General features: G+C 63.2%; 20 protein-coding genes and 1 pseudogene. 16 read left to right on the forward strand and 5 right to left on the reverse strand.

Features of this window, described 5'->3' with window-relative positions; translation table 11 throughout:
• Positions 1–36: 36 nt before the first annotated feature.
• Positions 37–927 (reverse strand): peptidoglycan DD-metalloendopeptidase family protein, encoded by an 891-nt coding sequence (locus P9292_RS23425; protein ID WP_309841476.1) that lies wholly within the window; start codon positions 925–927, stop codon positions 37–39.
• Between the two features lie 382 nt (positions 928–1,309).
• Between P9292_RS23425 and P9292_RS23430 the strand changes: the two genes are divergently transcribed.
• Positions 1,310–1,561 (forward strand): GlsB/YeaQ/YmgE family stress response membrane protein, encoded by a 252-nt coding sequence (locus tag P9292_RS23430; RefSeq protein WP_244827961.1) that lies wholly within the window; start codon positions 1,310–1,312, stop codon positions 1,559–1,561.
• Between the two features lie 77 nt (positions 1,562–1,638).
• Here the strand turns inward: P9292_RS23430 and P9292_RS23435 are convergent, their stop codons facing one another.
• Complete coding sequence (locus P9292_RS23435; protein ID WP_244827087.1) at positions 1,639–2,298, reverse strand: VTT domain-containing protein; 660 nt, start codon at positions 2,296–2,298, stop codon at positions 1,639–1,641.
• A 193-nt stretch (positions 2,299–2,491) separates the two neighbouring features.
• Between P9292_RS23435 and mutL the strand changes: the two genes are divergently transcribed.
• The 4 genes and pseudogenes from mutL (at position 2,492) to P9292_RS23455 (ending at position 6,114) form a co-directional block, all read left to right on the forward strand.
• Positions 2,492–4,426 carry a DNA mismatch repair endonuclease MutL gene (gene mutL / locus P9292_RS23440; protein WP_309961481.1) on the forward strand — a complete coding sequence of 645 codons (1,935 nt, stop codon included), beginning with the start codon at positions 2,492–2,494 and terminating at the stop codon, positions 4,424–4,426.
• Entirely contained in the window at positions 4,423–5,367 is a 945-nt protein-coding gene (gene miaA / locus P9292_RS23445) for a tRNA (adenosine(37)-N6)-dimethylallyltransferase MiaA (RefSeq protein ID WP_309961483.1), read from the forward strand. Before mutL ends, miaA begins: the two co-directional genes overlap by 4 nt.
• 101 nt (positions 5,368–5,468) lie before the next feature.
• Positions 5,469–5,762 (forward strand): nucleotidyltransferase family protein, encoded by a 294-nt coding sequence (locus P9292_RS23450; RefSeq protein WP_250463250.1) that lies wholly within the window; start codon positions 5,469–5,471, stop codon positions 5,760–5,762.
• Positions 5,759–6,114 (forward strand): annotated as a pseudogene (locus P9292_RS23455) (DUF86 domain-containing protein). Before P9292_RS23450 ends, P9292_RS23455 begins: the two are co-directional and overlap by 4 nt.
• Before the next feature lie 80 nt (positions 6,115–6,194).
• Here P9292_RS23455 and purM read toward each other — a convergent pair.
• Positions 6,195–7,250: a phosphoribosylformylglycinamidine cyclo-ligase gene (gene purM, locus P9292_RS23460; RefSeq protein ID WP_309961485.1), complete on the reverse strand. Its 1,056-nt coding sequence runs from the start codon at positions 7,248–7,250 to the stop codon at positions 6,195–6,197.
• A 267-nt stretch (positions 7,251–7,517) separates the two neighbouring features.
• Between purM and hda the strand changes: the two genes are divergently transcribed.
• The 7 genes from hda (at position 7,518) to P9292_RS23495 (ending at position 13,161) form a co-directional block, all read left to right on the forward strand.
• Positions 7,518–8,321, forward strand: coding sequence for a DnaA regulatory inactivator Hda (gene hda, locus P9292_RS23465; protein WP_244827083.1), 804 nt, complete (start codon positions 7,518–7,520; stop codon positions 8,319–8,321).
• 11 nt (positions 8,322–8,332) lie between these two features.
• Positions 8,333–9,019, forward strand: a complete 687-nt coding sequence (locus P9292_RS23470; protein WP_244827082.1) for an HAD family phosphatase — start codon at positions 8,333–8,335, stop codon at positions 9,017–9,019.
• Complete coding sequence (pcnB, locus tag P9292_RS23475) at positions 9,012–10,574, forward strand: polynucleotide adenylyltransferase PcnB (RefSeq protein WP_309961487.1); 1,563 nt, start codon at positions 9,012–9,014, stop codon at positions 10,572–10,574. Before P9292_RS23470 ends, pcnB begins: the two co-directional genes overlap by 8 nt.
• Before the next feature lie 98 nt (positions 10,575–10,672).
• Positions 10,673–11,233 (forward strand): 2-amino-4-hydroxy-6-hydroxymethyldihydropteridine diphosphokinase, encoded by a 561-nt coding sequence (gene folK / locus P9292_RS23480; protein ID WP_309961489.1) that lies wholly within the window; start codon positions 10,673–10,675, stop codon positions 11,231–11,233.
• On the forward strand, positions 11,230–11,910 hold the full coding sequence (locus P9292_RS23485) for a deoxynucleoside kinase (protein WP_244827079.1): 681 nt from the start codon (positions 11,230–11,232) through the stop codon (positions 11,908–11,910). The genes folK and P9292_RS23485 overlap by 4 nt, the downstream gene beginning before the upstream one ends.
• Before the next feature lie 47 nt (positions 11,911–11,957).
• Positions 11,958–12,773, forward strand: coding sequence for a 3-methyl-2-oxobutanoate hydroxymethyltransferase (panB, locus tag P9292_RS23490; RefSeq protein WP_244827078.1), 816 nt, complete (start codon positions 11,958–11,960; stop codon positions 12,771–12,773).
• Between the two features lie 88 nt (positions 12,774–12,861).
• Positions 12,862–13,161, forward strand: coding sequence for a hypothetical protein (locus P9292_RS23495; RefSeq protein ID WP_250463162.1), 300 nt, complete (start codon positions 12,862–12,864; stop codon positions 13,159–13,161).
• Between the two features lie 15 nt (positions 13,162–13,176).
• Here the strand turns inward: P9292_RS23495 and P9292_RS23500 are convergent, their stop codons facing one another.
• Positions 13,177–14,118, reverse strand: coding sequence for a CopD family protein (locus tag P9292_RS23500; RefSeq protein ID WP_309961491.1), 942 nt, complete (start codon positions 14,116–14,118; stop codon positions 13,177–13,179).
• A gap of 467 nt (positions 14,119–14,585) precedes the next feature.
• Here P9292_RS23500 and P9292_RS23505 point away from each other — a divergent pair, with 467 nt between their 5' ends.
• From P9292_RS23505 to P9292_RS23520, 4 genes are all read left to right on the forward strand, one after another.
• Complete coding sequence (locus tag P9292_RS23505; RefSeq protein ID WP_244827960.1) at positions 14,586–15,329, forward strand: cytochrome c; 744 nt, start codon at positions 14,586–14,588, stop codon at positions 15,327–15,329.
• A 21-nt stretch (positions 15,330–15,350) separates the two neighbouring features.
• Complete coding sequence (locus P9292_RS23510; protein ID WP_250463157.1) at positions 15,351–16,649, forward strand: cytochrome c; 1,299 nt, start codon at positions 15,351–15,353, stop codon at positions 16,647–16,649.
• A gap of 110 nt (positions 16,650–16,759) precedes the next feature.
• Complete coding sequence (gene trhA, locus P9292_RS23515; protein ID WP_250463154.1) at positions 16,760–17,380, forward strand: PAQR family membrane homeostasis protein TrhA; 621 nt, start codon at positions 16,760–16,762, stop codon at positions 17,378–17,380.
• A 251-nt stretch (positions 17,381–17,631) separates the two neighbouring features.
• Positions 17,632–19,224, forward strand: a complete 1,593-nt coding sequence (locus P9292_RS23520; protein WP_250463151.1) for a DEAD/DEAH box helicase — start codon at positions 17,632–17,634, stop codon at positions 19,222–19,224.
• A gap of 17 nt (positions 19,225–19,241) precedes the next feature.
• Here the strand turns inward: P9292_RS23520 and P9292_RS23525 are convergent, their stop codons facing one another.
• Positions 19,242–19,754, reverse strand: a complete 513-nt coding sequence (locus P9292_RS23525) for a hypothetical protein (protein WP_309961493.1) — start codon at positions 19,752–19,754, stop codon at positions 19,242–19,244.
• Positions 19,755–19,791: the final 37 nt, after the last annotated feature.

Raw genomic sequence — 19,791 nt, forward strand, 5'->3', positions numbered from 1 at the left:
ACTCTCCTTCGACCTTCATTTTTCAACCTTCATTCTTCAACCACCTGCGCCAAGCAGGGGCAACGGGTCAACCGCCGCGCCCGACTTGCGTACTTCGAAATGCAGTTCCGGAGAGCCGCTCGGTCCCGTGCCCATGTCGGCGATGGTCGCACCTTGCTTGACCGTATCGCCTTCGTGCACGAGCAGCTTGTCGTTATAGGCGTAGGCGGTCAGAAAATCGTTGCCATGCCGCACGATGATCATGCGCCCATACGAGCGCAAGCCGCTGCCCGCATACACGACCTTGCCGCCGGCTGCCGCCTTCACGGGCTGCCCGACCTTGCCGGAGATATCGATTCCCTTGTTGCCGCTCGCGCCGAACTTGCGCACGACCTCGCCCTTCGCGGGCCACACGAACGTGCCCCTGGCCGCGCTCACATGTTCTTCGCTGGCTTCGGGCGCGGGCTTTTGCACGACGGACTTTTCGGTCTTGTCGCTCGATGACTTCTGCGGTGTGGGAATGAGCGGCGGCATGTCTTTCTTTTGCGCCGTGCTCGCGGATGCCACGGCTGCGCCCGGCGGCACCACGCGCAACAACTGTCCGATATTCACCTGCTTGCTTTCGGGCAGCGTGTTCCATTTGGCGAGGTCGTCGGGCTTCTGCTTGTAGTTTCGCGCGATGCCGTAAAGCGTGTCGCCCGGCTTCACGCGATAGAAGCCCGGCTCCGCTGGCGGCGCGTTGAGCGGCACGACCGGCGCGGGAATGACGGCAGGCGACGTCGTCTGAACGACAGGCGGCGCGCTCGACGCCGAACTCTCGACGATAGGCGCGGGCGTGCGCGGTGTGGAGGAACATCCGGCGAGCATTGCCGCGACCGCTGCCCCCGCGATGCCCGCGCGGCTAAATAGCTTGAAACCTTCCATTTGCATCGACACCAACGTTCTCATTCTCTTGTTCTAGTCTCTTGCAGCGTGTTCAAAGCCCACAGCGCCGATTACAGCAATGCGTCGCGCCGCTCCTGTTGCAATAAGTGAAACGATCAACATCCGCCAGCATAAAACATTACCGAAACAATTCCGCCGTCGTGACATAAACGACACACGTGGCCATTCGGTGCACCGGGCGTTTCGGCATTCTAAATTTTGATCAAATTACACACTATCTTCGACGCGCTTGCCGTGTCTGGCGCGAGCCGTGGCATCGACAAAACTTGACACTCAGGCCGGTCCGCGTGGCCGTTCTTTGGGCTAAATTCACCGCGCTCGAAAGCAGGAGCTTCCTGCAGTCCTGCAATCATCCAATCTCTCGGAGTTTTTTCTCATGAATTTCTTGCAACACGGAATCATCCTCTGGCTGATCATCGGCGGCGTCGCGGGCTGGCTCGCCGGTCTCATCATGAACGGCAGCGGCTTCGGCGTGATCGTCGACATTATCGTCGGCGTGGTCGGCGGTCTGATCGGCGGCTGGCTGTTCGGCACGCTCGGTATCTCGTTCGGCGGCGGCATCTTCGGCTCGCTCGTGACGGCGGTGATCGGCGCAGTCGTGCTGCTGTTCCTTATCCGCCTGATTCGCCGCGGATAAAACGCATCGAGCGAGGCGCGCAGTAACACGCGTCTCGCTCGATTTAAGTGCCCCGAAGCAGCAATCGCCGTTACGGCTTACGCCTTCGAGCGCCGCCGCGTCAGCTTCCAAAGCGCACCCAGCGCGATCGGCACCACTGCCGCGCCGATTCCCACCAGCACGATCACGTTCAAATACTGCCGAATGAACGGAATGTTGCCGAAGAAGTAGCCGAGTAGCACGAGCAACAGGACCCAAACCAGCGCGCCCAGAATATTGAAGAACTGAAAGCGCGTGTGATTCATCGACGAAGCGCCCGCCACGAACGGCGCGAAGGTCCGTACCACCGGCACGAAGCGCGCGATCACGATAGTCTTGCCGCCGTGATGCTCATAAAAGTTGTGGGTCTTCTGCAGCGCCGCGCGGTCGAGAAAGCGCTCCAGCACGGGAATGTTGGTGTCGAACACCTTCGGGCCGATAGCACGCCCGATCCAGTAATTCACCGTGTTCCCCAGAACAGCCGCCACGAGCAGCAGCACGATGAGCGCGCTCAAGTCCATCGCGTGGGACGCGGCAAACGCGCCGCCGATGAACAACAGCGAATCGCCCGGCAGGAACGGGAATACGACGAGCCCGGTTTCGCAGAACACGATGAGGAACAACACCGCATAAACCCAAGCGCCGTAGTGCTGGATAAAGACACCGAGCGACTTGTCGATGTGAAGGATCATCCCTAGAAATTGCAGCAGCGTGTCCAAAAGCTTTCCTCGAAAAAAATGGCCCGGCGCGACAGGAATCTGCCCGCCGTCAAGAACCGTGGAAGGTCGCGCCATGATACCGAACGCAAACGCGCCTTCAATTAGGAAGCGCTCATCCAGACGCCGTCTCGACGCCCTTTTGCCGCCAAAATCGCGCATCGGGACGCTCGGATGCGAATCGCTATAATTCGGGATGGCCGAACTCAACGATCCCTCCGCCTACACATTGACCGCAGACGCCGCGCGCGGTTCGCGCGCCATCGCGCCGCTTCCCGACCAGCTCATCAGCCAGATCGCGGCGGGCGAGGTGGTGGAACGGCCGGCATCGGTCGTGAAGGAACTGCTGGAAAACGCGCTCGATGCAGGCGCGCGCACCCTGCGCATCACGCTCGATGAAGGCGGCGTGAAGCGAATCGTCATTGCCGATGACGGCAGCGGCATTCCGCCCAACGAACTTCCGCTCGCGCTTTTACGCCACGCGACCAGCAAAATCCGCTCGCTCGCGGACCTGGAAGCCGTCGCCACGCTCGGCTTTCGCGGCGAGGCAATTGCCTCCATCGCTTCCGTCGCGGAGTTGTTCATCACGAGCCGCACTGAGAGCTGCTCGCACGCGACGCGCATCGACGCGCAAACGGGCGCCATTTCCCCGGCAGCCGGCACGGTCGGCACCACCATGGAAGTGCGCGAGCTGTACTTCAACACGCCCGCGCGGCGCAAGTTCCTCAAGAGCGAACAGACCGAACTCGGGCATTGCCTCGATGTGATCCGGCGCATGGCGCTCGCGCGCCCGGACGTCGCCATTTCGGTGATGCACAACGGCAAGGCCGTCGAGCATTGGAACGCGAGCGATCCGCGGACGCGCGTCGCGAAGATCCTCGGCGAGGTGTTCGAAACCGCGCATCTGCCGCTCGATGAACGCGCCGGGCCGCTCGCCGTCTACGGTTGCGCGGGCCTGCCGACCGCCAGTCGCGGACGCGCCGATCAGCAGTATTTCTTCGTCAACGGCCGCTTCGTGCGCGACAAGCTGCTTACGCACGCGGTGCGCGCGGCCTATGAAGACGTGCTGCATGGCAATCGCTATCCGGCCTATGTGCTGTTTCTCGACTTGCCGCCCGAATCGGTGGATGTGAACGTGCATCCGTCGAAGATCGAAGTGCGCTTTCGCGATTCGCGCTCGATTCACCAATACGTGTTTCATGCCGTGCAGCGCGCGCTCGCGCGGCAAGCGGGCGCGTCGCCGGAAACCACGTCAGGCGGGCATGCGGCGCAGTTGTCGCCGACCGGACCGGCTTCGTTCAGCGCAAAGCCTTATGCCACGGGCAGCGGCGATACGGCGCCGATGCGCGGCGAAAACGGCACGTCATGGATGCGCCAGTCGCGCATGACGCAGGGCACCTTGCCTGTCGCGCAGCCGCTTGCGCTGTACGACGCGCTCTTCGGCCGCAAGGACAACGCCACGCCCGAGGCGTCGCCTTCGGTGGCGTGGGCCGGCGAAAGCGCGCCGGCTTATGCGCCGCGACCCGCTCCGCTCGATCACGCCGATGACCAGCCGCTCGGCTTCGCCGTCGGGCAGATTCACGGCATCTACGTGCTTGCGCAAAACGCGCGCGGACTCGTGATCGTCGACATGCACGCCGCGCACGAACGCATTCTCTACGAGCAGTTCAAGAATGCGCTTGCGGATCGTGCGATCGCCGTGCAGCCGCTTCTCATTCCGGTATCGATGACGGCGGATGCGGTCGAGATCGGCATCGTCGAGGAAGAGCGCGCCACGCTCGATGCGCTCGGCTTCGATCTGGCCGTGCTCTCGCCGACATCGATTGCCATTCGCGCAGTTCCCGCGCTGCTCAAGGATGCCGATCTGCAAGCGCTTGCGCGCGCCGTGCTGGCGGATTTGCAGGCGTATGGCGGGTCGCGCGTGCTCACCGAGCGTCAGCACGAGTTGCTTGGAACGCTCGCGTGCCATCACGCCGTGCGCGCCAACCGGCGCCTTACGCTCGATGAAATGAATGGCCTTTTGCGCCAGATGGAAGCAACCGAACGCGCCGATCAATGCAATCACGGCCGGCCGACGTGGTTCCAACTCACGCTCGCGGACCTCGACCGCCTCTTCATGCGCGGACAATGACGGCTCGTTCCATCGCGTGTTTATTGGGGCCGACGGCATCGGGGAAGACAGCGGCGGCACTTGCGTTTGCCGCGCGCTCTGCGCGGCCGGTCGAGATTATCAGCGTGGATTCGGCGCTGGTTTATCGCGAGATGGATATCGGCACGGCCAAGCCGAACGCGGAAGAACGCGCGCTGGCCGCGCATCATCTGATCGATATCATCGATCCCTCACAGAGCTATTCCGCCGCGCAGTTTCGCGACGATGCGCTGCGGCTCGTCGGCGAAATCGTCGCGCGCGGGCATGTGCCGCTGCTGGTCGGCGGCACGATGCTGTACTTCAAGGCGCTCACGCAGGGCTTGAACGACTTGCCTCCCGCCGATGCCGATACGCGCGCTCTTCTGGATGCCGATGCCGCGCGCGACAGCTGGCCGGCGTTGCATGCGCGACTTGCGTTAATCGATCCGCAAACCGCCGCGCGTCTCGCGCCGAATGACTCGCAGCGCATTCAACGCGCGCTCGAAGTGTTCATGCTCACCGGGCAGCCGATGTCGGCGCTGCTTGCCGCGCCGCGCGAGTCTTCGGGCGATGCGCCGTATCGCTTCGTGCCGATTGCACTCGAACCTTCCGATCGCGCGGTGCTGCATGCGCGTATCGCGGCACGCTTCGATGCGATGCTGGCGCACGGTTTCATCGACGAAGTGAAGCGGCTGCGCGCCCGTGGCGACCTCGATCTGTCGATGCCGTCGATGCGATGCGTGGGTTATCGGCAAGCATGGGAGTATCTCGACGGCGCGACACGCTACGACGAAATGCGCGATAAGGGCGTCTTCGCGACAAGGCAGTTGTGCAAGCGGCAGTTGACATGGCTGCGTTCGATACCGGAGCGGGCGGTGGTGGATTGTTGCGCGGGGGATGCAACGGAGCGGGCGGTGGCGACGGTGTTGGCGGTCGCGGGGTGAGTGGCGTCAAGAAAAGCGGCGGAACCGGTTCTCGCTTGCGCTTCATGCCTCAAGGCAAAGCCGCGTTATCATTCATGCGTGGCTTCTTATCGTTCCGTCCCATGACCAAACCTTCATCAGCGCTCGAAGTGCATCGCAACGACGTTCGTCGCATCATCGCGGCCAACCATGCGGCAAATCCGCGGGTATTCGGCTCGGTTCTTCACGGCGAAGACGACGACGGCAGCGATCTCGACATTTTGGTTGATGCTCTACAAGGAGCGACGCTTTTCGACCTTGGAGCAATTCAGGTCGAACTGGAAGAACTGCTCGGCGTGCCGGTGGACGTCGTGACACCGCAAGACTTGCCAATGAAGTTTCGATCCGTTGTTCTGAGTGAGGCGCGCGCGGTATGAATGCAAAACAGCGCCAGTTGCGCCTGACCGACTATATCGACCATCTGCTGGACGCTTCGCGAACTGCACGCGGCTACGTTCAGAAGCTGAGCAAGGCAGACTTCGTCGCGAATCGGATGGTTCAGCAGGCAGTTATTCTGAACCTCATCGTAATAGGGGAAGCCGCGGTTCAAATTGAGGCCGAGTTTCCCGACTTCGCGGAAAGCAACGCTGCCGTACCGTGGAAAAGCTACGCGGCATGCGCAATCGCATGACACACGGCTATTTCGATACGAATCTGGACATTGTTTGGGAAACGGTGCAAAGCGCGCTGCCCGAACTCGAACGCGTCCTCGCGCAGCCGTCTGAGTAATGTCGTTGCTGTAGTTGAAAAACAAAAACCCCCGCCACCAGCGAGGGTTTTCAACACCGACATCACAACGCGGCAAGCCTTCAAACCACCACCGTCTGCGCCTCCCCTTCCGCGCTTTCCCGCACCACACCAATCTGCCAAACCTGTTCACCCGCTGCCGACAGCAAGCCCGTGGCTGCCTGCGCGTCATCCGCCGCGACGATCACCGCCATGCCGATGCCGCAGTTGAACACGCGATGCATCTCCGCATCCGCGACGCCGCCGTGCTTCTGCAGCCATGCGAACAGCGGCGGCAAAGGCCAAGCGCGATGATCCAGCTCAGCCGTCAACCCTTCGCGCAGCACACGCGGAATGTTTTCGACGAGACCGCCGCCCGTGATATGCGCCATGCCCTTCACGGTCACGGTCTGCATGGCCGACAGCAGCGACTTCACGTAGATGCGCGTGGGCGCCATCAGCGCGTCGGCGAGCGAACGGCCGTCGAAATCGGCGTTCAAGTCGGGATTCGCCCGCTCGATGATCTTGCGCACCAGCGAATACCCATTCGAATGGATACCGCTCGACGCCAGACCCAGCACGACATCGCCCGGCTTGATCGTGCTGCCGTCGATAATCTTGCTCTTCTCCACCGCGCCGACCGCGAAGCCCGCGAGGTCGTACTCGCCGTCCGGGTACATGCCCGGCATTTCCGCTGTCTCGCCGCCGATCAGCGCGCAGCCCGCATATTCGCAACCCTGCGCGATGCCCTTCACCACGTCCGCCGCCGTATCCACGTCCAGCTTGCCGCAGGCGAAATAATCGAGGAAAAAAAGCGGTTCCGCGCCCTGCACGAGGATGTCGTTCACGCTCATGGCGACGAGATCCTGGCCCACCGTGTCGTGCCGGTTCAGTTCGAACGCGAGACGCAGCTTGGTGCCGACGCCGTCCGTGCCCGACACGAGCACCGGTTCCTTGTACTTCTTGGGCACTTCGAACAGCGCGCCGAATCCGCCGATGCCGCCCAGCACGCCTTCGCGCAAGGTTTTCTTGGCGAACGGCTTGATCCGGTCGACGAGCGCGTCGCCTGCGTCGATGTCGACGCCCGCATCGCGATACGACAAACCGGGAGCATCAGGGGCGGATTTCGGTTGATTCATGGGGGGAGCGCAAGAAGGTCGGTAAAATGCGATTTTACCCGATGACAGCCGTCCGGCTGGTTTTCCCGCGCGTGCATCGAAGCCTGCCGGCGCTCTTTTCGAGATCGAATGCGGTCCGGCGAAAGCAGCGGCGCCGCGCGCGAAAGGCGGCCAGCGGCGGCGTTTCGAACATCGGCGCACCCGAACCGCCTGTTTTCAAGACACGACGAAGACAAGACGAAGACACAACCGATCCGCCCAAACAGCCCGAACCGACTCCTTTCTCACGTGCAACGCCAACTGACGCTCGACCTGGGCACACCACCGCCCGCCACCTTCGACAACTTCTTCGCCGCGAGCAACCACGAACTGGTGACGCGCCTGCGCGAGCTCGAAGGCGCGCTCGCGGCCGGACCCGTCGCGGATCGCACGTTCTATATCTGGGGCGAAGCCGGCAGCGGCCGCAGCCATCTGCTGCACGCGCTCGTGTACGAGGCGAACGGCCGCGCGCGCTTTCTGAGCCCGCAAAGCGCGCTGAACGCGTTCGGTTTCGATCCGCGCGTAACGCTCTACGCCGTCGACGATTGCGACGGCCTCTCGCCCGCGCAACAAATCGCGCTGTTCAATCTCTTCAACGAAGTGCGCGCTTACCCCGCGAGCGCGCTCGTCGCGACCGGCAACGTCGCGCCAATGCAGCTCGCCGTGCGCGAGGACCTGCGCACGCGGCTCGGCTGGGGCCTCGTGTTCCATCTGCTGCCGCTCGCGGATGACGCCAAGGCGTCGGTGCTGCGGCACGCGGCGCGCGAGCGCGGTATCGTGCTGGCCGAAGGCGTGCCCGCTTATCTGCTCACGCACTTCCGGCGCGACATGCCGAGTCTCATGGCGCTGCTCGACGAACTCGACCGCTTCTCGCTCGAAAAAAAGCGCGCCGTGACCATGCCGCTTTTGCGCACCGTGCTCGCGCGCTTCGGCCAGCCTTCGTGGGACCTGGCCGGGTCCGAGACGGAAAGCGCATCGCCCGATTCCATCGACCTGTTCGGCGAGCCTCACGCGCACGCCGCTACAGACAACGCTCCGACCCGCTTCAAGTAAAATGCGCTCCCATGAACCTAGCCCTCTTTGATCTCGACCACACGCTCATTCCCACCGACAGCGACCACGAATGGGGCCGCTTCATGGTCAAGCTCGGTATCGTCGATGCAGACAGCTTCGCGCGGCAAAACGATGCCTTCTACGCTCAATACCAGGCGGGCGTGCTCGATATCAACGCGTATTTGCACGCCATGCTGGGGCCGCTTGCCAAGCATTCGCGCGAGCAACTAGACGACTGGCACGCGCAGTACATGCGCGAGGTGATCAATCCGCGCATCGTCCCGGCTGCCGTCACGCTCGTGCGCGAGCATCAGGATAATGGCGATCTCTGCTGCCTCGTCACCGCGACCAACGCGTTCATCACCGCGCCTATCGCGGAAGCGTTCGGCATCGAAACGCTGATCGCTTGCGAATTCGAAACCGTCGACAACGACCCGCAAGGGGCGCTCACGGGCCGGCCGACCGGCACGCCGAGTTATCGCGAAGGCAAGATCGTGCGGGTCGAGGAATGGCTCGGCACGCTCGGCAAGTCGCTCGCCGACTTCAAACACAGCTATTTTTATAGCGATTCGCACAACGACATCCCGTTGCTCGAACGCGTGACCGACCCGGTCGCAACCAATCCCGACGACACCCTGCGCGCGCATGCGCAAGCCAAAGGCTGGCGCATTCTGAACCTCTTCGATACACGTGATTAAAAAACTCATCCGCAAGCTGTTCGGACAAGAAAGCGCCGATACCACCGATGGCGACGTTCAAGCCAGCGCTTCGTCAGAAACGAAACCGGCTCGCAAGAGCACGCGCAAGAAAACCGTCGCGCCGCCCAAGCGCGATCCGAGCGTGCCGGTCATCCTGTCGTCGGATGTTCATGGCATCGATCCTTCGCTCATCTCGAAGAACGCGGTGCGCGTGACCGACGGGCTGCAACAGGCGGGGCATCGCGCGTTCATCGTCGGCGGCGCGGTGCGCGATCTCCTGCTCGGCGTCGCGCCTAAAGACTTCGATGTCGCGACCGACGCCACGCCCGACGAAGTGCAACGGCTTTTCAGGCGCGCGCGCATCATCGGGCGGCGCTTTCAGATCGTGCACGTGCAGTTCGGGCAGGAGATCATCGAGACTTCCACGTTCCGCGCGCTCGTGGATGCACCGTCCGCGCAAACCGCGCCCGCCGCCGAGGCGCCACGCCGCTACAAGCGCAGCGAACTCGACACGCGCACGCACGCGGTCGACGCGAGCGGCCGCGTCTTGCGCGACAACGTGTGGGGCGAGCAGCACGAAGACGCCACGCGCCGCGACTTCACCATCAACGCGATGTACTACGATCCGGCCACGCAAACCGTGCTGGATTATCACGACGGCATGGCCGACATCCGCGCGCGCCTGTTGCGCATGATCGGCGACCCGGCCACGCGTTATCGCGAAGACCCGGTGCGGATGCTGCGCGTCGTGCGCTTCGCGGCCAAGCTCGGCTTCGAAATTGACGACGCCACGCGCGCGCCCATTCAAGAACTCGCCGATCTCATGGACAACGTGCCCGCCGCGCGTCTGTTCGACGAGATGCTTAAGCTCTTGCTTTCCGGTCACGCATTGGCGTGTCTCACGCGTCTGCGCAAGGAAGGGCTGCATCATGGCGTCCTGCCTTTGCTCGACGTCGTGCTGGAGCAACCGCATGGCGAGAAGTTCGTCACGCTCGCGTTGACGAGCACCGACCAACGCGTGCGCGCGGGCAAGCCGGTGTCGCCGGGCTTTCTCTTCGCCACGCTGCTTTGGCACGACGTGCAGACGCGCTGGCAACAGTTCACCGCAGCCGGCGACTATCCGGTGCCGGCGCTGCATCGCGCAATGGACGACGTGCTCGACATGCAGACCGAAAAGCTCGCCATTCACAAGCGTTTTTCGTCGGATATGCGCGAGATCTGGGGGCTTCAGCATCGGCTCGAAAAGCGCGGCCGCACCGCCTTGAAGCTGCTGGAACATCCGCGCTTCAGAGCGGGTTATGATTTCTTGCTGCTGCGTTGCGAGTCGGGCGAACTGGATGCCGAGATCGGTCAATGGTGGACCGATTTCATCGAAGCCGATCACGCCGAGCGCGAAGCATTGCTTTCGCAAGGCGGCACGAAAGATCGCGGTCCGAAGAAACGCCGGCGGCGCAGCAACGCGAAGCGCAAGAACGGCGAGACCGTGGAGCACGAAGCACACGAAGCAGGCGCGGCGAGCGACTCGGGCCCCGTCGAAGGCACCGACAACGAATAGCGCCGCTTTTCGTTACAGTAGCGAATACAGGTTTGCCCCCGGGCCGTATCGCCGGGATCTACCCGCTTTTCGCCGAACGACGGCGTAGGACTTCTGCCATGACGATTGCTTATCTGGGCCTGGGAGCGAATCTCGGCGATGCGCGCCAGACCCTGAAAGACGCAGTCGTGTGTCTCGCCCAGCAGCACACGATCACCGTGCTCGCCAAATCGAGCCTTTACCGCACCGCGCCGATCGACTCTTCGGGCGACGACTATTTCAATTGCGTCGTGAAGCTCGAAACATCGTTGCCGGCGCGCGCGCTTTTGCGCTTGTGTCACCACATCGAGGAACAATTCGGGCGCGAGCGGCCGTATCGCAATGCGCCGCGCACGCTCGACCTCGACATCCTGCTGTATGGCCAGTCGGGCGTCGACGAAGCGGACCTGATCGTGCCGCATCCGCGCATGACGGAGCGCGCGTTCGTGCTCGTGCCGCTGCTCGAACTTGAACCCGAGCTCGTCATTCCGCAACGCGGCCGCGCCAATGCATTTCTCGCGGGCGTCGCCGATCAGCGTATCGAGCAGGTCGCGACCTGCCAATGTCAGGTGCTCACGCGCGCCGCTCCATCCAGTGCAGCAGAGGCACCCGCTGCCGCCACCAAACCCAATTGCCGATGAGCGCTCCGCCTCTCACTGTCACCGCGCCGCAACTGCGCCCGCCGCACCGCTATATCGCAATCGAAGGTCCGATCGGCGTGGGCAAGACCACGCTTGCAACCTTGCTCGCCGAACGCTGGTCCATGCGCACGCTGTTCGAGCGCCCGCAGGACAACCCGTTTCTCGAACGCTTTTATCGCGACACCACGCGCCATGCGCTCGCGACGCAACTGAGTTTCGCGTTGCAGCGCGTGACGCAGACGCGCGAAGCCGCGGAAATGCTCACCGGCCACACGCCGTTGATCGCGGACTTTCTCACGCAGAAGAGCGAGCTTTTCGCACGCCTCACGCTGCCCGACGACGAGTTCCAGTTGTACAAGGACCTGGCCTCACGCATCGGTACGACCGGGCCCGCGCCGGATTTCGTCGTGTATCTGCAGGCGAGTCCCGAAGTGCTGTTTTCGCGCATTCAAAAACGCGCGCTGCCCATGGAACTGCAGATTTCGGATTCGTATCTGCGCGCACTGTGCGATGCGTATAACGAGTTCTTCTATCACTACGATGCAACGCCGCTGCTCACGGTGAACGCGGAGCATCTGAACCCGCTGACATCGGAAGAAGATCTCGCGTTGCTCGTCGAGCGCATCGAGACCATGCGCGGACGCAAGGAATCTTTCGTGAAAGGCGTGTCGGTCTGAGCGCCAGGCTTGCTGCTGTTTTCCCCTAATCGAGTTTTGAAACGACCATGACGTACTTGCAGGAAACGAGCCGTTCGGCGATCACCGTCCCGAAACTCCAGGCCATGCGTGAAGCCGGCGAAAAAATCGCGATGCTCACGTGCTACGACGCGAGCTTCGCCGCGCTGCTCGATCGCGCGGGCGTCGACGTCATGCTGATCGGCGATTCGCTCGGCAACGTGCTTCAGGGCCATGCGACGACGCTGCCGGTCACGCTCGCGGACATCGCGTATCACACGGCTTGCGTGGCGCGCGGCAGCAAGGGCGCGCTGATCGTCGCGGATATGCCGTTCGGCACCATCGGATCGCGCGAGGAAACCTACGCCAACGCCGTGCAACTGATGCGCGCCGGCGCGCAGATGGTGAAGCTCGAAGGCGGCGAATGGCTTGCGGACACGGTGCGCTTTCTCGTCGAGCGTTCGATTCCCGTATGCGGACACGTCGGTCTCACGCCGCAATCGGTGCACGCGTTCGGCGGTTTCAAGGTGCAGGGCAAGTCCGAAGCGGCCGCCGAGCAAATGCGCCGCGACGCGCTGGCGCTCCAGCAGGCGGGCGCCCGCTTACTCGTGATCGAAGCCGTGCCGACGCTGCTCGCGCGCGAAGTGACCGAGAGTCTGGCGATTCCGACTATCGGCATTGGCGCGGGCATCGACTGCTCGGGACAGGTGTTGGTGCTGCACGACATGCTCGGCATCTTCCACGGCAAGCGTCCGCGTTTCGTCAAAGATTTCATGCAGGGACAGCCGACCATTTTCGCGGCGGTCGACGCGTACGTGCGCGCAGTGCGTGAAGGCACATTCCCCGGCCCGGAACACACCTTCTGATTTTTTTGACGCCGATTGCGTTTTGTCGTACATATGGCGAGATTCTTGCAAAGTAAGCTGCGAACAGTCACCAAGAACGAGAACAGCCATGTGGCAAGTCCTTCCCGATGAATATATCCGCGCGCAGATGGCCGTCGGCGCGCTCGTCGCTTTCGGCGTCGCGCGCGTCGTTGCGGCGGCAATTGGCGCGCAGCGTGGCTGGCGCATTCCTGTCGTTACCAACTGGTTCATTGGCGTGGCGGGCATTTTCTGCGCGCCGCAAATGCTCGAAGTGCTGCTCGTTGCAAGCTCGCACACGGCTTATGTCGAATTGCAGGGGAAAGTGATCGGCTGCGCGGTGGCGCTCTTCTGTGCGCCGATCGTCAGCCATCGGCTGGGATACGAGTAACCGTTCGAAACGCGTTCAGCCGGCGAGCGCCGCGCCTGGCACGCCGTGAGACAACACCGACGCCGTGGCGAACACGCAAAGCATCAGCACCGCTTCAAGGCGCATCACGTTGATGACCGTGTGCGCATCCATCGTCGATGCCGTGCGCTGCAGGCGCGGCAACACCGACCAGCGGTTGAGCGCGCCCAAGGCGAGCGCCGCCAGAACCAGTCCCGTTTTCACGATCAGCGCGTGCCCCCAGTTGCTGTCGACAAGCACCGCCGCCGATCCGTCCGTGCCGCGCCACGCGTTGAACACGCCCGTCGCGATGATGACGATCACCGCGAGCGTCGCCACCCGCGACATGCGCGCGACGATGCGAATCAACGACGCACGCGCCACCGATGTCCCGAGCGCCGGCAACACCGCCAGCGCGCCCACGATGACGATCCCGCCCCACACGCCCGTGGCAAGCAGATGCAGCGTCTGCACGGCTTCGGCGAGGGAAAACGCGCCGGCATCGGCGGCATGGCCGATAGCCGCTTTCCCTGCAGCGGCCACGAGCGCGCCGAAGATCGCGAACCCTGTCTTCGATGCGCCTTGCGGTCTGCCCGTCGCGCAGGCCAGCACGATCACCAGGCCGCCCGCCAACGCCACCAGCCAGCCGATGCCCGCTTGCGTGCTAGTCGCGACGAGCCACAGCGACGCGCCCGCATCGCTGACAGGCGAACCGCTCATCGCCGCGGCCTGAAGCCACAAGCACACGAAGTTGCAAGCCACGAAGGTAATTGCGGCCACGGTTCCGGCACGCGCTGCATGCCGCCAACCCCGATGCGCAGGCGAAACGACCGCGTGCGCTCTTTCGCCGCAGAGCCACGCGTCGAAGAGCGCCGCGCCAAGCGCACAGGCAAACGCGGTATCGCTCAATGCTCCGAATACGACCTGCGCGAGCCAGAGGAAGTCGAAATCGCCGTTCATGGCGCCGCCGTGGACGCTTCGGGAACGCCAATTGTTGGATGTAAGGCTGGGGAGATCATGGAAGAACCTGCGAGTCTCGGCCCGCGCAGTCTAAACGAACGCACCTTGCGCGGCACCATTGAAAGGTCTTGAACCTGCGCATCGAGCTTCCTAAGCTTGCCGTGAGAATAGAGTGCAGCGACCCCGTTTTCGCACAATAAAGTCGATGCTTTGTCGACCTGCATGTGTGTTGCGCTATGTCAAAGTTCTTGGTTGCGACGCGGCAGATTGTCGCGATTGCGCCTCAGTGAGGGCGGAAAGTTGTGTCAAATAGTCATCATCATGCATCGATGATAGAATTCCGCGTCGCATCAGAGGCTCGTCGAGCCACTATGGCCGTGGCCCGCCACCCTCCGCCACCCAACGCGTGGCCGTGGTTCGCCACCTTCGCACCGAGCCGCACGAAGCTCGGCAGGTCCCCGAATTTCATGGAGTGTCGCGTGTTTTCAAGACGCATTTTTCGTCCGCTGCTCGCTTTGGCCGTCGTCAGCAGCGCCGGCGTATTCGGCGCGGGTCAGGCACAAGCCCAGGCGCAGAACCAGCCGATCGCCCCGGACACCATGGCAGCGCGCGTGCAAGGCTGCACGGCATGTCACGGTGTTCATGGCGAAGGCACGGACAATGACTATTTCCCGCGTCTTGCCGGCAAGCCTGCCGATTATCTGTACAACCAGCTCCAGAATTTCCGCGAAGGCCGGCGCAAGTATCCGCCTATGAACTACCTCGTCACGTATCTCTCGGACGACTACCTTCATCAGATTGCCGGATACTTCTCGAGCCAGCGCCCGCCGTATCCGCCGCCCGCCAAGACGAATGTTTCGGCTTCCACGCTTGCGCGCGGCCAGCAAATCGTGCTGAACGGCGATGCATCGAAGAACATTCCCGCCTGCGCGGCCTGTCACGGCAAGGGTCTGACCGGCATGCAGCCGGCCATTCCGGGCCTCGTCGGGTTGCACTCGGATTACATCAGCGCGCAAGTCGGCGCATGGAAATCGGGCACGCGCCACGCGAAAGCGCCTGACTGCATGCAGCAAATCGCCTCGCGCCTGACCGACGACGACGTGACCGCCGTCGCCGCCTGGCTCTCAACGCAAACCGCACCCGCCAACCCGGTGCCCGCGCCCGCTGGCTCGTTGAAGATGCCGCTGACCTGCGGCAGCGAACCGCAATAAGGCGTCTGGAGCGACAACATAATGAAACGCAAGTCCCTGTTCGCACTCTCCTCGGCTGTCGTGGTGGCAGCCGTCGCAGCCGCCGCCGTCCTCTGGTCGGGCGGCGACAACCTGCATTCGGGCGGCGCCGTCGCGGCGACGCCTACCGACAAAGCCGCGCTGATCAAACAAGGCGAATACCTCGCGCGCGCCGGCGACTGTATCGCGTGCCACACGGTGCGCGGCGGCAAGGAATTCGCGGGCGGCCTGCCCATGGCGACGCCGTTCGGCACCATGTTCACGCCGAACATCACGCCGGACGATCAATTCGGCATCGGCAAATGGACGTCGGACGACTTTTACCGCGCGATGCACACTGGCCGCTCGAAGGACGGCAGTCTGCTCTATCCAGGCTTCCCGTTCACGAGCTACACGAAGGTCACGCGCGCCGACTCGGACGCGATCTACGCGTATCTGCGCTCCGTCCCGCCGGTCAACGAAGCGAGCCGTCCGCATGAACTGCGCTTCCCGTTCAACAACCGCAATCTGCTGATCGGCTGGCGCACCCTGTTCTTCAGCGAAGGCGAGTACAAGCCGGACCCGACCAAATCGGTCGAATGGAACCGCGGCGCGTATCTGGTCGAAGGCCTCGGCCATTGCGCCATGTGCCATACGTCGATCAACGCCATGGGCGGTCCGGTCAGCTCGGCGGCATTTGCCGGCGGTCTGATTCCGCTGCAAAACTGGTATGCGCCGTCGTTGACGTCGAACAAGGAAGCCGGTCTCGGCGACTGGGACATCAAGGACATCAACGACTTGCTGAAGTCCGGCGTGTCGCAGCGTGGCGCGGTGTTCGGCCCGATGGCCGAAGTCGTCCACAACAGCTTGCAGTACATGACCGACGGCGACATCAACGCGATCTCGACGTATCTCAAGTCGATTCCGCAAAAGAAGGAAGCGCCGGAGTCGTTGCAGCTCGAAACCTCCGAGAAGTTCGGCGGCGAATTGCTGACCATGGGCAAGAAGGTCTACACCGAGAACTGCGCGAAGTGTCACCAGGAGAATGGTCTTGGCAAGCCGCCGGCATATCCGCCGCTCGCGAATAACCAGTCCATTCAGATGCCGTCGGCGGTCAACCCGATCCGCATGACGCTCAACGGGGGTTATCCGCCGAGCACGGGTGGCAACCCGATGCCGCACGGCATGCCGCCGTTCGCGCAGTCGCTGTCGGATACGGAAGTGGCCGCGGTCGTGACGTACATCCGTATGTCGTGGGGCAATCACGGCACGCCGGTGTCGCCGCAGCAGGTGAGTAATCTGCGTTCGGCGCCGCTCGACTGACATTCGGGAAAGACAGCGTACAATACGCATTGGGGCGCAGCCTTCAACTTAGGCCGCGCCCCTTGTCTTTTGTGGCGCGTCACCGGCGCGTCTTTCGGTATGGATCGGGCATGTACGTAGGCGAGCGTTTCAACAGCATCAGCCATTTGATCGGCACGGTCTTGTCGATCGCCGGTCTGGTGGCGCTCGTCGTAATGGGTGCGTTGGACGGCGATGCCTACAAGGTCGTGAGCTTCGCCATCTATGGCGCCATGCTCTGCGCGCTCTACCTGATTTCGACGCTGTACCACTGCGTGCGCTCGCCTCGCTTGAAGTCGATTCTGCAAAAGTGCGACCATTCGGCAATTTATTTGCTGATAGCAGGCAGCTACACACCGTTTACACTAGTGACATTGCGCGGTCCCTGGGGCTGGTCGCTATTCGGCGTAAGCTGGGGCCTCGCGGTTCTCGGCATTACGCAGGAACTCACGCTCGGGCGCCGAACCCGCAGCGTTTCGATGGTGCTGTACGTGTTGATGGGCTGGCTCGCGCTCGTAGCCGTCCGTCCACTCGTGACGGCGCTGCCGCCCGCGGGCACCGCGTGGCTGGTGGCGGGCGGCGTGATCTATAGCGCCGGTATCTACTTTTTCATCAACGACGAGCGTATCCGGCACGGCCACGGTATCTGGCATCTGTTCGTGCTGGCGGGCAGTCTCTGTCAGTTCGTGAGCGTCGCGCGCTATGTCGCGTGAAGCGGCGAACAGCGAGTGAGCCCGGGCATCGCGGCTTCATCGATGCAACTTACGGCCAGCCGGCGTGTCTTGATAACGCGTCGAATCCCCGCGGCAACGCTTCGCGCTCGTCGATAAATCGATGAACGCTCGATGGCAAGCCGCCCGATTTTTTTCCGAGCGTCGCACATGCGCGCAACCGGCAGAACCACGGTTCGCCGCAACGTCATTCGCATGCACGCCGTTCGACACAACGAATTCGAAAATCCCTTATGTCCTTTGATTCACTCGGCCTGTCCGAACCTCTGCTACGCGCTGTCAACGAACTGGGCTACACCGTTCCGACCCCGATCCAGCTCCAGGCCATCCCCGCCGTTCTGAAGGGCGGCGATCTCCTGGCGGGCGCGCAGACCGGCACGGGCAAGACCGCCGGCTTCACGCTGCCCATCCTGCAACGTCTTTCGCAACTGGCGCCCGCTGCCGCCGGAACGAAGCGTCCGATCCGCGCGCTCATCCTCACGCCGACGCGCGAACTCGCCGCGCAGGTCGAGGAAAGCGTGCGCGCCTACGGCAAATATCTGAAGCTCAAGTCGACCGTGATGTTCGGCGGCGTGGGCATCAACCCGCAGATCGACGCGTTGAAGCGCGGCGTCGATATCGTCGTGGCAACGCCGGGACGTTTGCTCGATCACATGCAGCAGAAGACCATCGACGTGTCGCAGCTCGAGATTCTCGTGCTCGACGAGGCCGATCGCATGCTCGACATGGGCTTCATTCACGACATCAAGCGCGTGCTCGCGCGCCTGCCCGCGAAGCGTCAGAACCTGCTTTTCTCGGCTACTTTCTCGGATGAAATCAAGGCGCTGGCCGACAGCCTGCTCGATTCGCCCGCGCTGATCGAAGTCGCGCGCCGCAATACGACGGCCGAGCGTATCGAACAGAAGATTTATCCGGTGGATCGCGACCGCAAGCGCGAGATGCTCACGCATCTGATCCGCACGAACAACTGGTTCCAGGTGCTCGTGTTCACGCGCACGAAGCACGGCGCGAACCGGCTTGCCGAGCAATTGGGCAAGGACGGCATCAGCGCGCTTGCGATTCACGGCAACAAGAGTCAGTCGGCGCGTACGCGTGCGCTGGCCGAGTTCAAGGATCAGACCTTGCAGGTGCTCGTCGCCACCGACATCGCGGCGCGCGGTATCGATATCGATCAGTTGCCGCACGTGGTCAACTTCGATTTGCCGAACGTGCCGGAAGATTACGTACACCGTATCGGCCGCACGGGTCGCGCGGGCGCGGATGGCGAAGCGGTATCGCTCGTCTGTGTGGACGAGCTTCAGTTGCTGAAGGACATCGAGCGTCTGATCAAGCGCCCGATTCCGCAGGAAGTGATTCCCGGCTTCGAGCCGGACCCGGATGCGCGTCCCGAACCGATTCAGCGCCGCAGCCAAGGGCGCGGCGGTCCGCGTGAAGGCGGCGAAGCGAAGCGCAGCAGCGCCCCACGACGCGAAGGCGAAGCGAAGCGCGGTGGCGGCGAAGCGCGACGCGATGGCGGCCGTGCAAGCGGCGCGGCATCTGGCGAAGCGCGCGGCAGTGGCAAGCCGGCGAACGGTAATCGCAACGGCGGATCGCAAGCAGCGAATTCACGCGATGGCCGCGATGCACGCGGTCCCAAGCCTGCCGGCGCGAAGCCCGCCGCTCCCAACGCCAATGCAGGCGCGGCAACGCGCCGTCCGGATGCGGCACGCGCGGCGAATCCGAACGCAAAGGCCGGTAATCCCGGCGCGCTGCTCGGCGGCAAGGCGCGCAGCGACAGCGGCGGCGCGCGGCGCGACGGCATGCGCTCGGGCGGCCGCGGACGTTAAGTATTCGTAGGTGTGTTTCAGGCGGCAGCGCTCGCTGCCCGCTTCAGCCAGTCAAGCTGCTCACGCCAGCGCGTGGGCACGCTCTCGGTCTCCGTCAGTTCGAACGTAATCCCGCTCTTCAAACGCGCATAGGCGACACGTTGCGCTTCGCCGCTTTCGATCGTGGCGACAAAGCATGCGAGCGGGACATCGTCGAGCGCCACGCGGCGCGTATCCAGCTGAACCTGAAAGAACGCTTCGTCGAATACGAAGGCGATGGTCGCGCGCCCGCTCGCGGCGATCGCCTGCGCGGTACGCGAGCCGCGCCACAACGCGAACACGAGCGTGCGCGCGTCCGGCGCGAGCAGCTCGCCCGCACTTAGGAGCGCGGTGCGGACGCGCCCGCCGCTGTCGACGGCACATAGCGACGCCGTGAAGCCGACGGGTGCGCCGGTCAGCGTGCCATCGAAGAGCGTCCTGAGTTCAGGCGGCCATTCATCGAAAAGCGTTTGCGACGAGAGTTCGGCCTGACGCGGCGTGGCATCGGTCATGGGGGAAATGACTTGAAAGGCAGATCCACCGAATGCC

It is taken from the genome of Caballeronia sp. LZ001 (assembly GCF_031450875.1).
Taxonomy (GTDB): Bacteria; Pseudomonadota; Gammaproteobacteria; order Burkholderiales; family Burkholderiaceae; genus Caballeronia.

Coding starts and splice junctions, on each gene's coding strand:
- trhA (WP_250463154.1), top strand. CDS start 16,760: ATGTACGTAGGCGAGCGTTTCAACAGCATCAGCCATTTGATCGGCACG.
- P9292_RS23525 (WP_309961493.1), bottom strand. CDS start 19,754: ATGACCGATGCCACGCCGCGTCAGGCCGAACTCTCGTCGCAAACGCTT.
- panB (WP_244827078.1), top strand. CDS start 11,958: ATGACGTACTTGCAGGAAACGAGCCGTTCGGCGATCACCGTCCCGAAA.
- P9292_RS23450 (WP_250463250.1), top strand. CDS start 5,469: ATGACCAAACCTTCATCAGCGCTCGAAGTGCATCGCAACGACGTTCGT.
- P9292_RS23470 (WP_244827082.1), top strand. CDS start 8,333: ATGAACCTAGCCCTCTTTGATCTCGACCACACGCTCATTCCCACCGAC.
- P9292_RS23500 (WP_309961491.1), bottom strand. CDS start 14,118: ATGAACGGCGATTTCGACTTCCTCTGGCTCGCGCAGGTCGTATTCGGA.
- miaA (WP_309961483.1), top strand. CDS start 4,423: ATGACGGCTCGTTCCATCGCGTGTTTATTGGGGCCGACGGCATCGGGG.
- purM (WP_309961485.1), bottom strand. CDS start 7,250: ATGAATCAACCGAAATCCGCCCCTGATGCTCCCGGTTTGTCGTATCGC.
- P9292_RS23485 (WP_244827079.1), top strand. CDS start 11,230: ATGAGCGCTCCGCCTCTCACTGTCACCGCGCCGCAACTGCGCCCGCCG.
- P9292_RS23495 (WP_250463162.1), top strand. CDS start 12,862: ATGTGGCAAGTCCTTCCCGATGAATATATCCGCGCGCAGATGGCCGTC.
- P9292_RS23520 (WP_250463151.1), top strand. CDS start 17,632: ATGTCCTTTGATTCACTCGGCCTGTCCGAACCTCTGCTACGCGCTGTC.
- folK (WP_309961489.1), top strand. CDS start 10,673: ATGACGATTGCTTATCTGGGCCTGGGAGCGAATCTCGGCGATGCGCGC.
- mutL (WP_309961481.1), top strand. CDS start 2,492: ATGGCCGAACTCAACGATCCCTCCGCCTACACATTGACCGCAGACGCC.
- P9292_RS23505 (WP_244827960.1), top strand. CDS start 14,586: ATGGAGTGTCGCGTGTTTTCAAGACGCATTTTTCGTCCGCTGCTCGCT.
- P9292_RS23425 (WP_309841476.1), bottom strand. CDS start 927: ATGAGAACGTTGGTGTCGATGCAAATGGAAGGTTTCAAGCTATTTAGC.
- P9292_RS23510 (WP_250463157.1), top strand. CDS start 15,351: ATGAAACGCAAGTCCCTGTTCGCACTCTCCTCGGCTGTCGTGGTGGCA.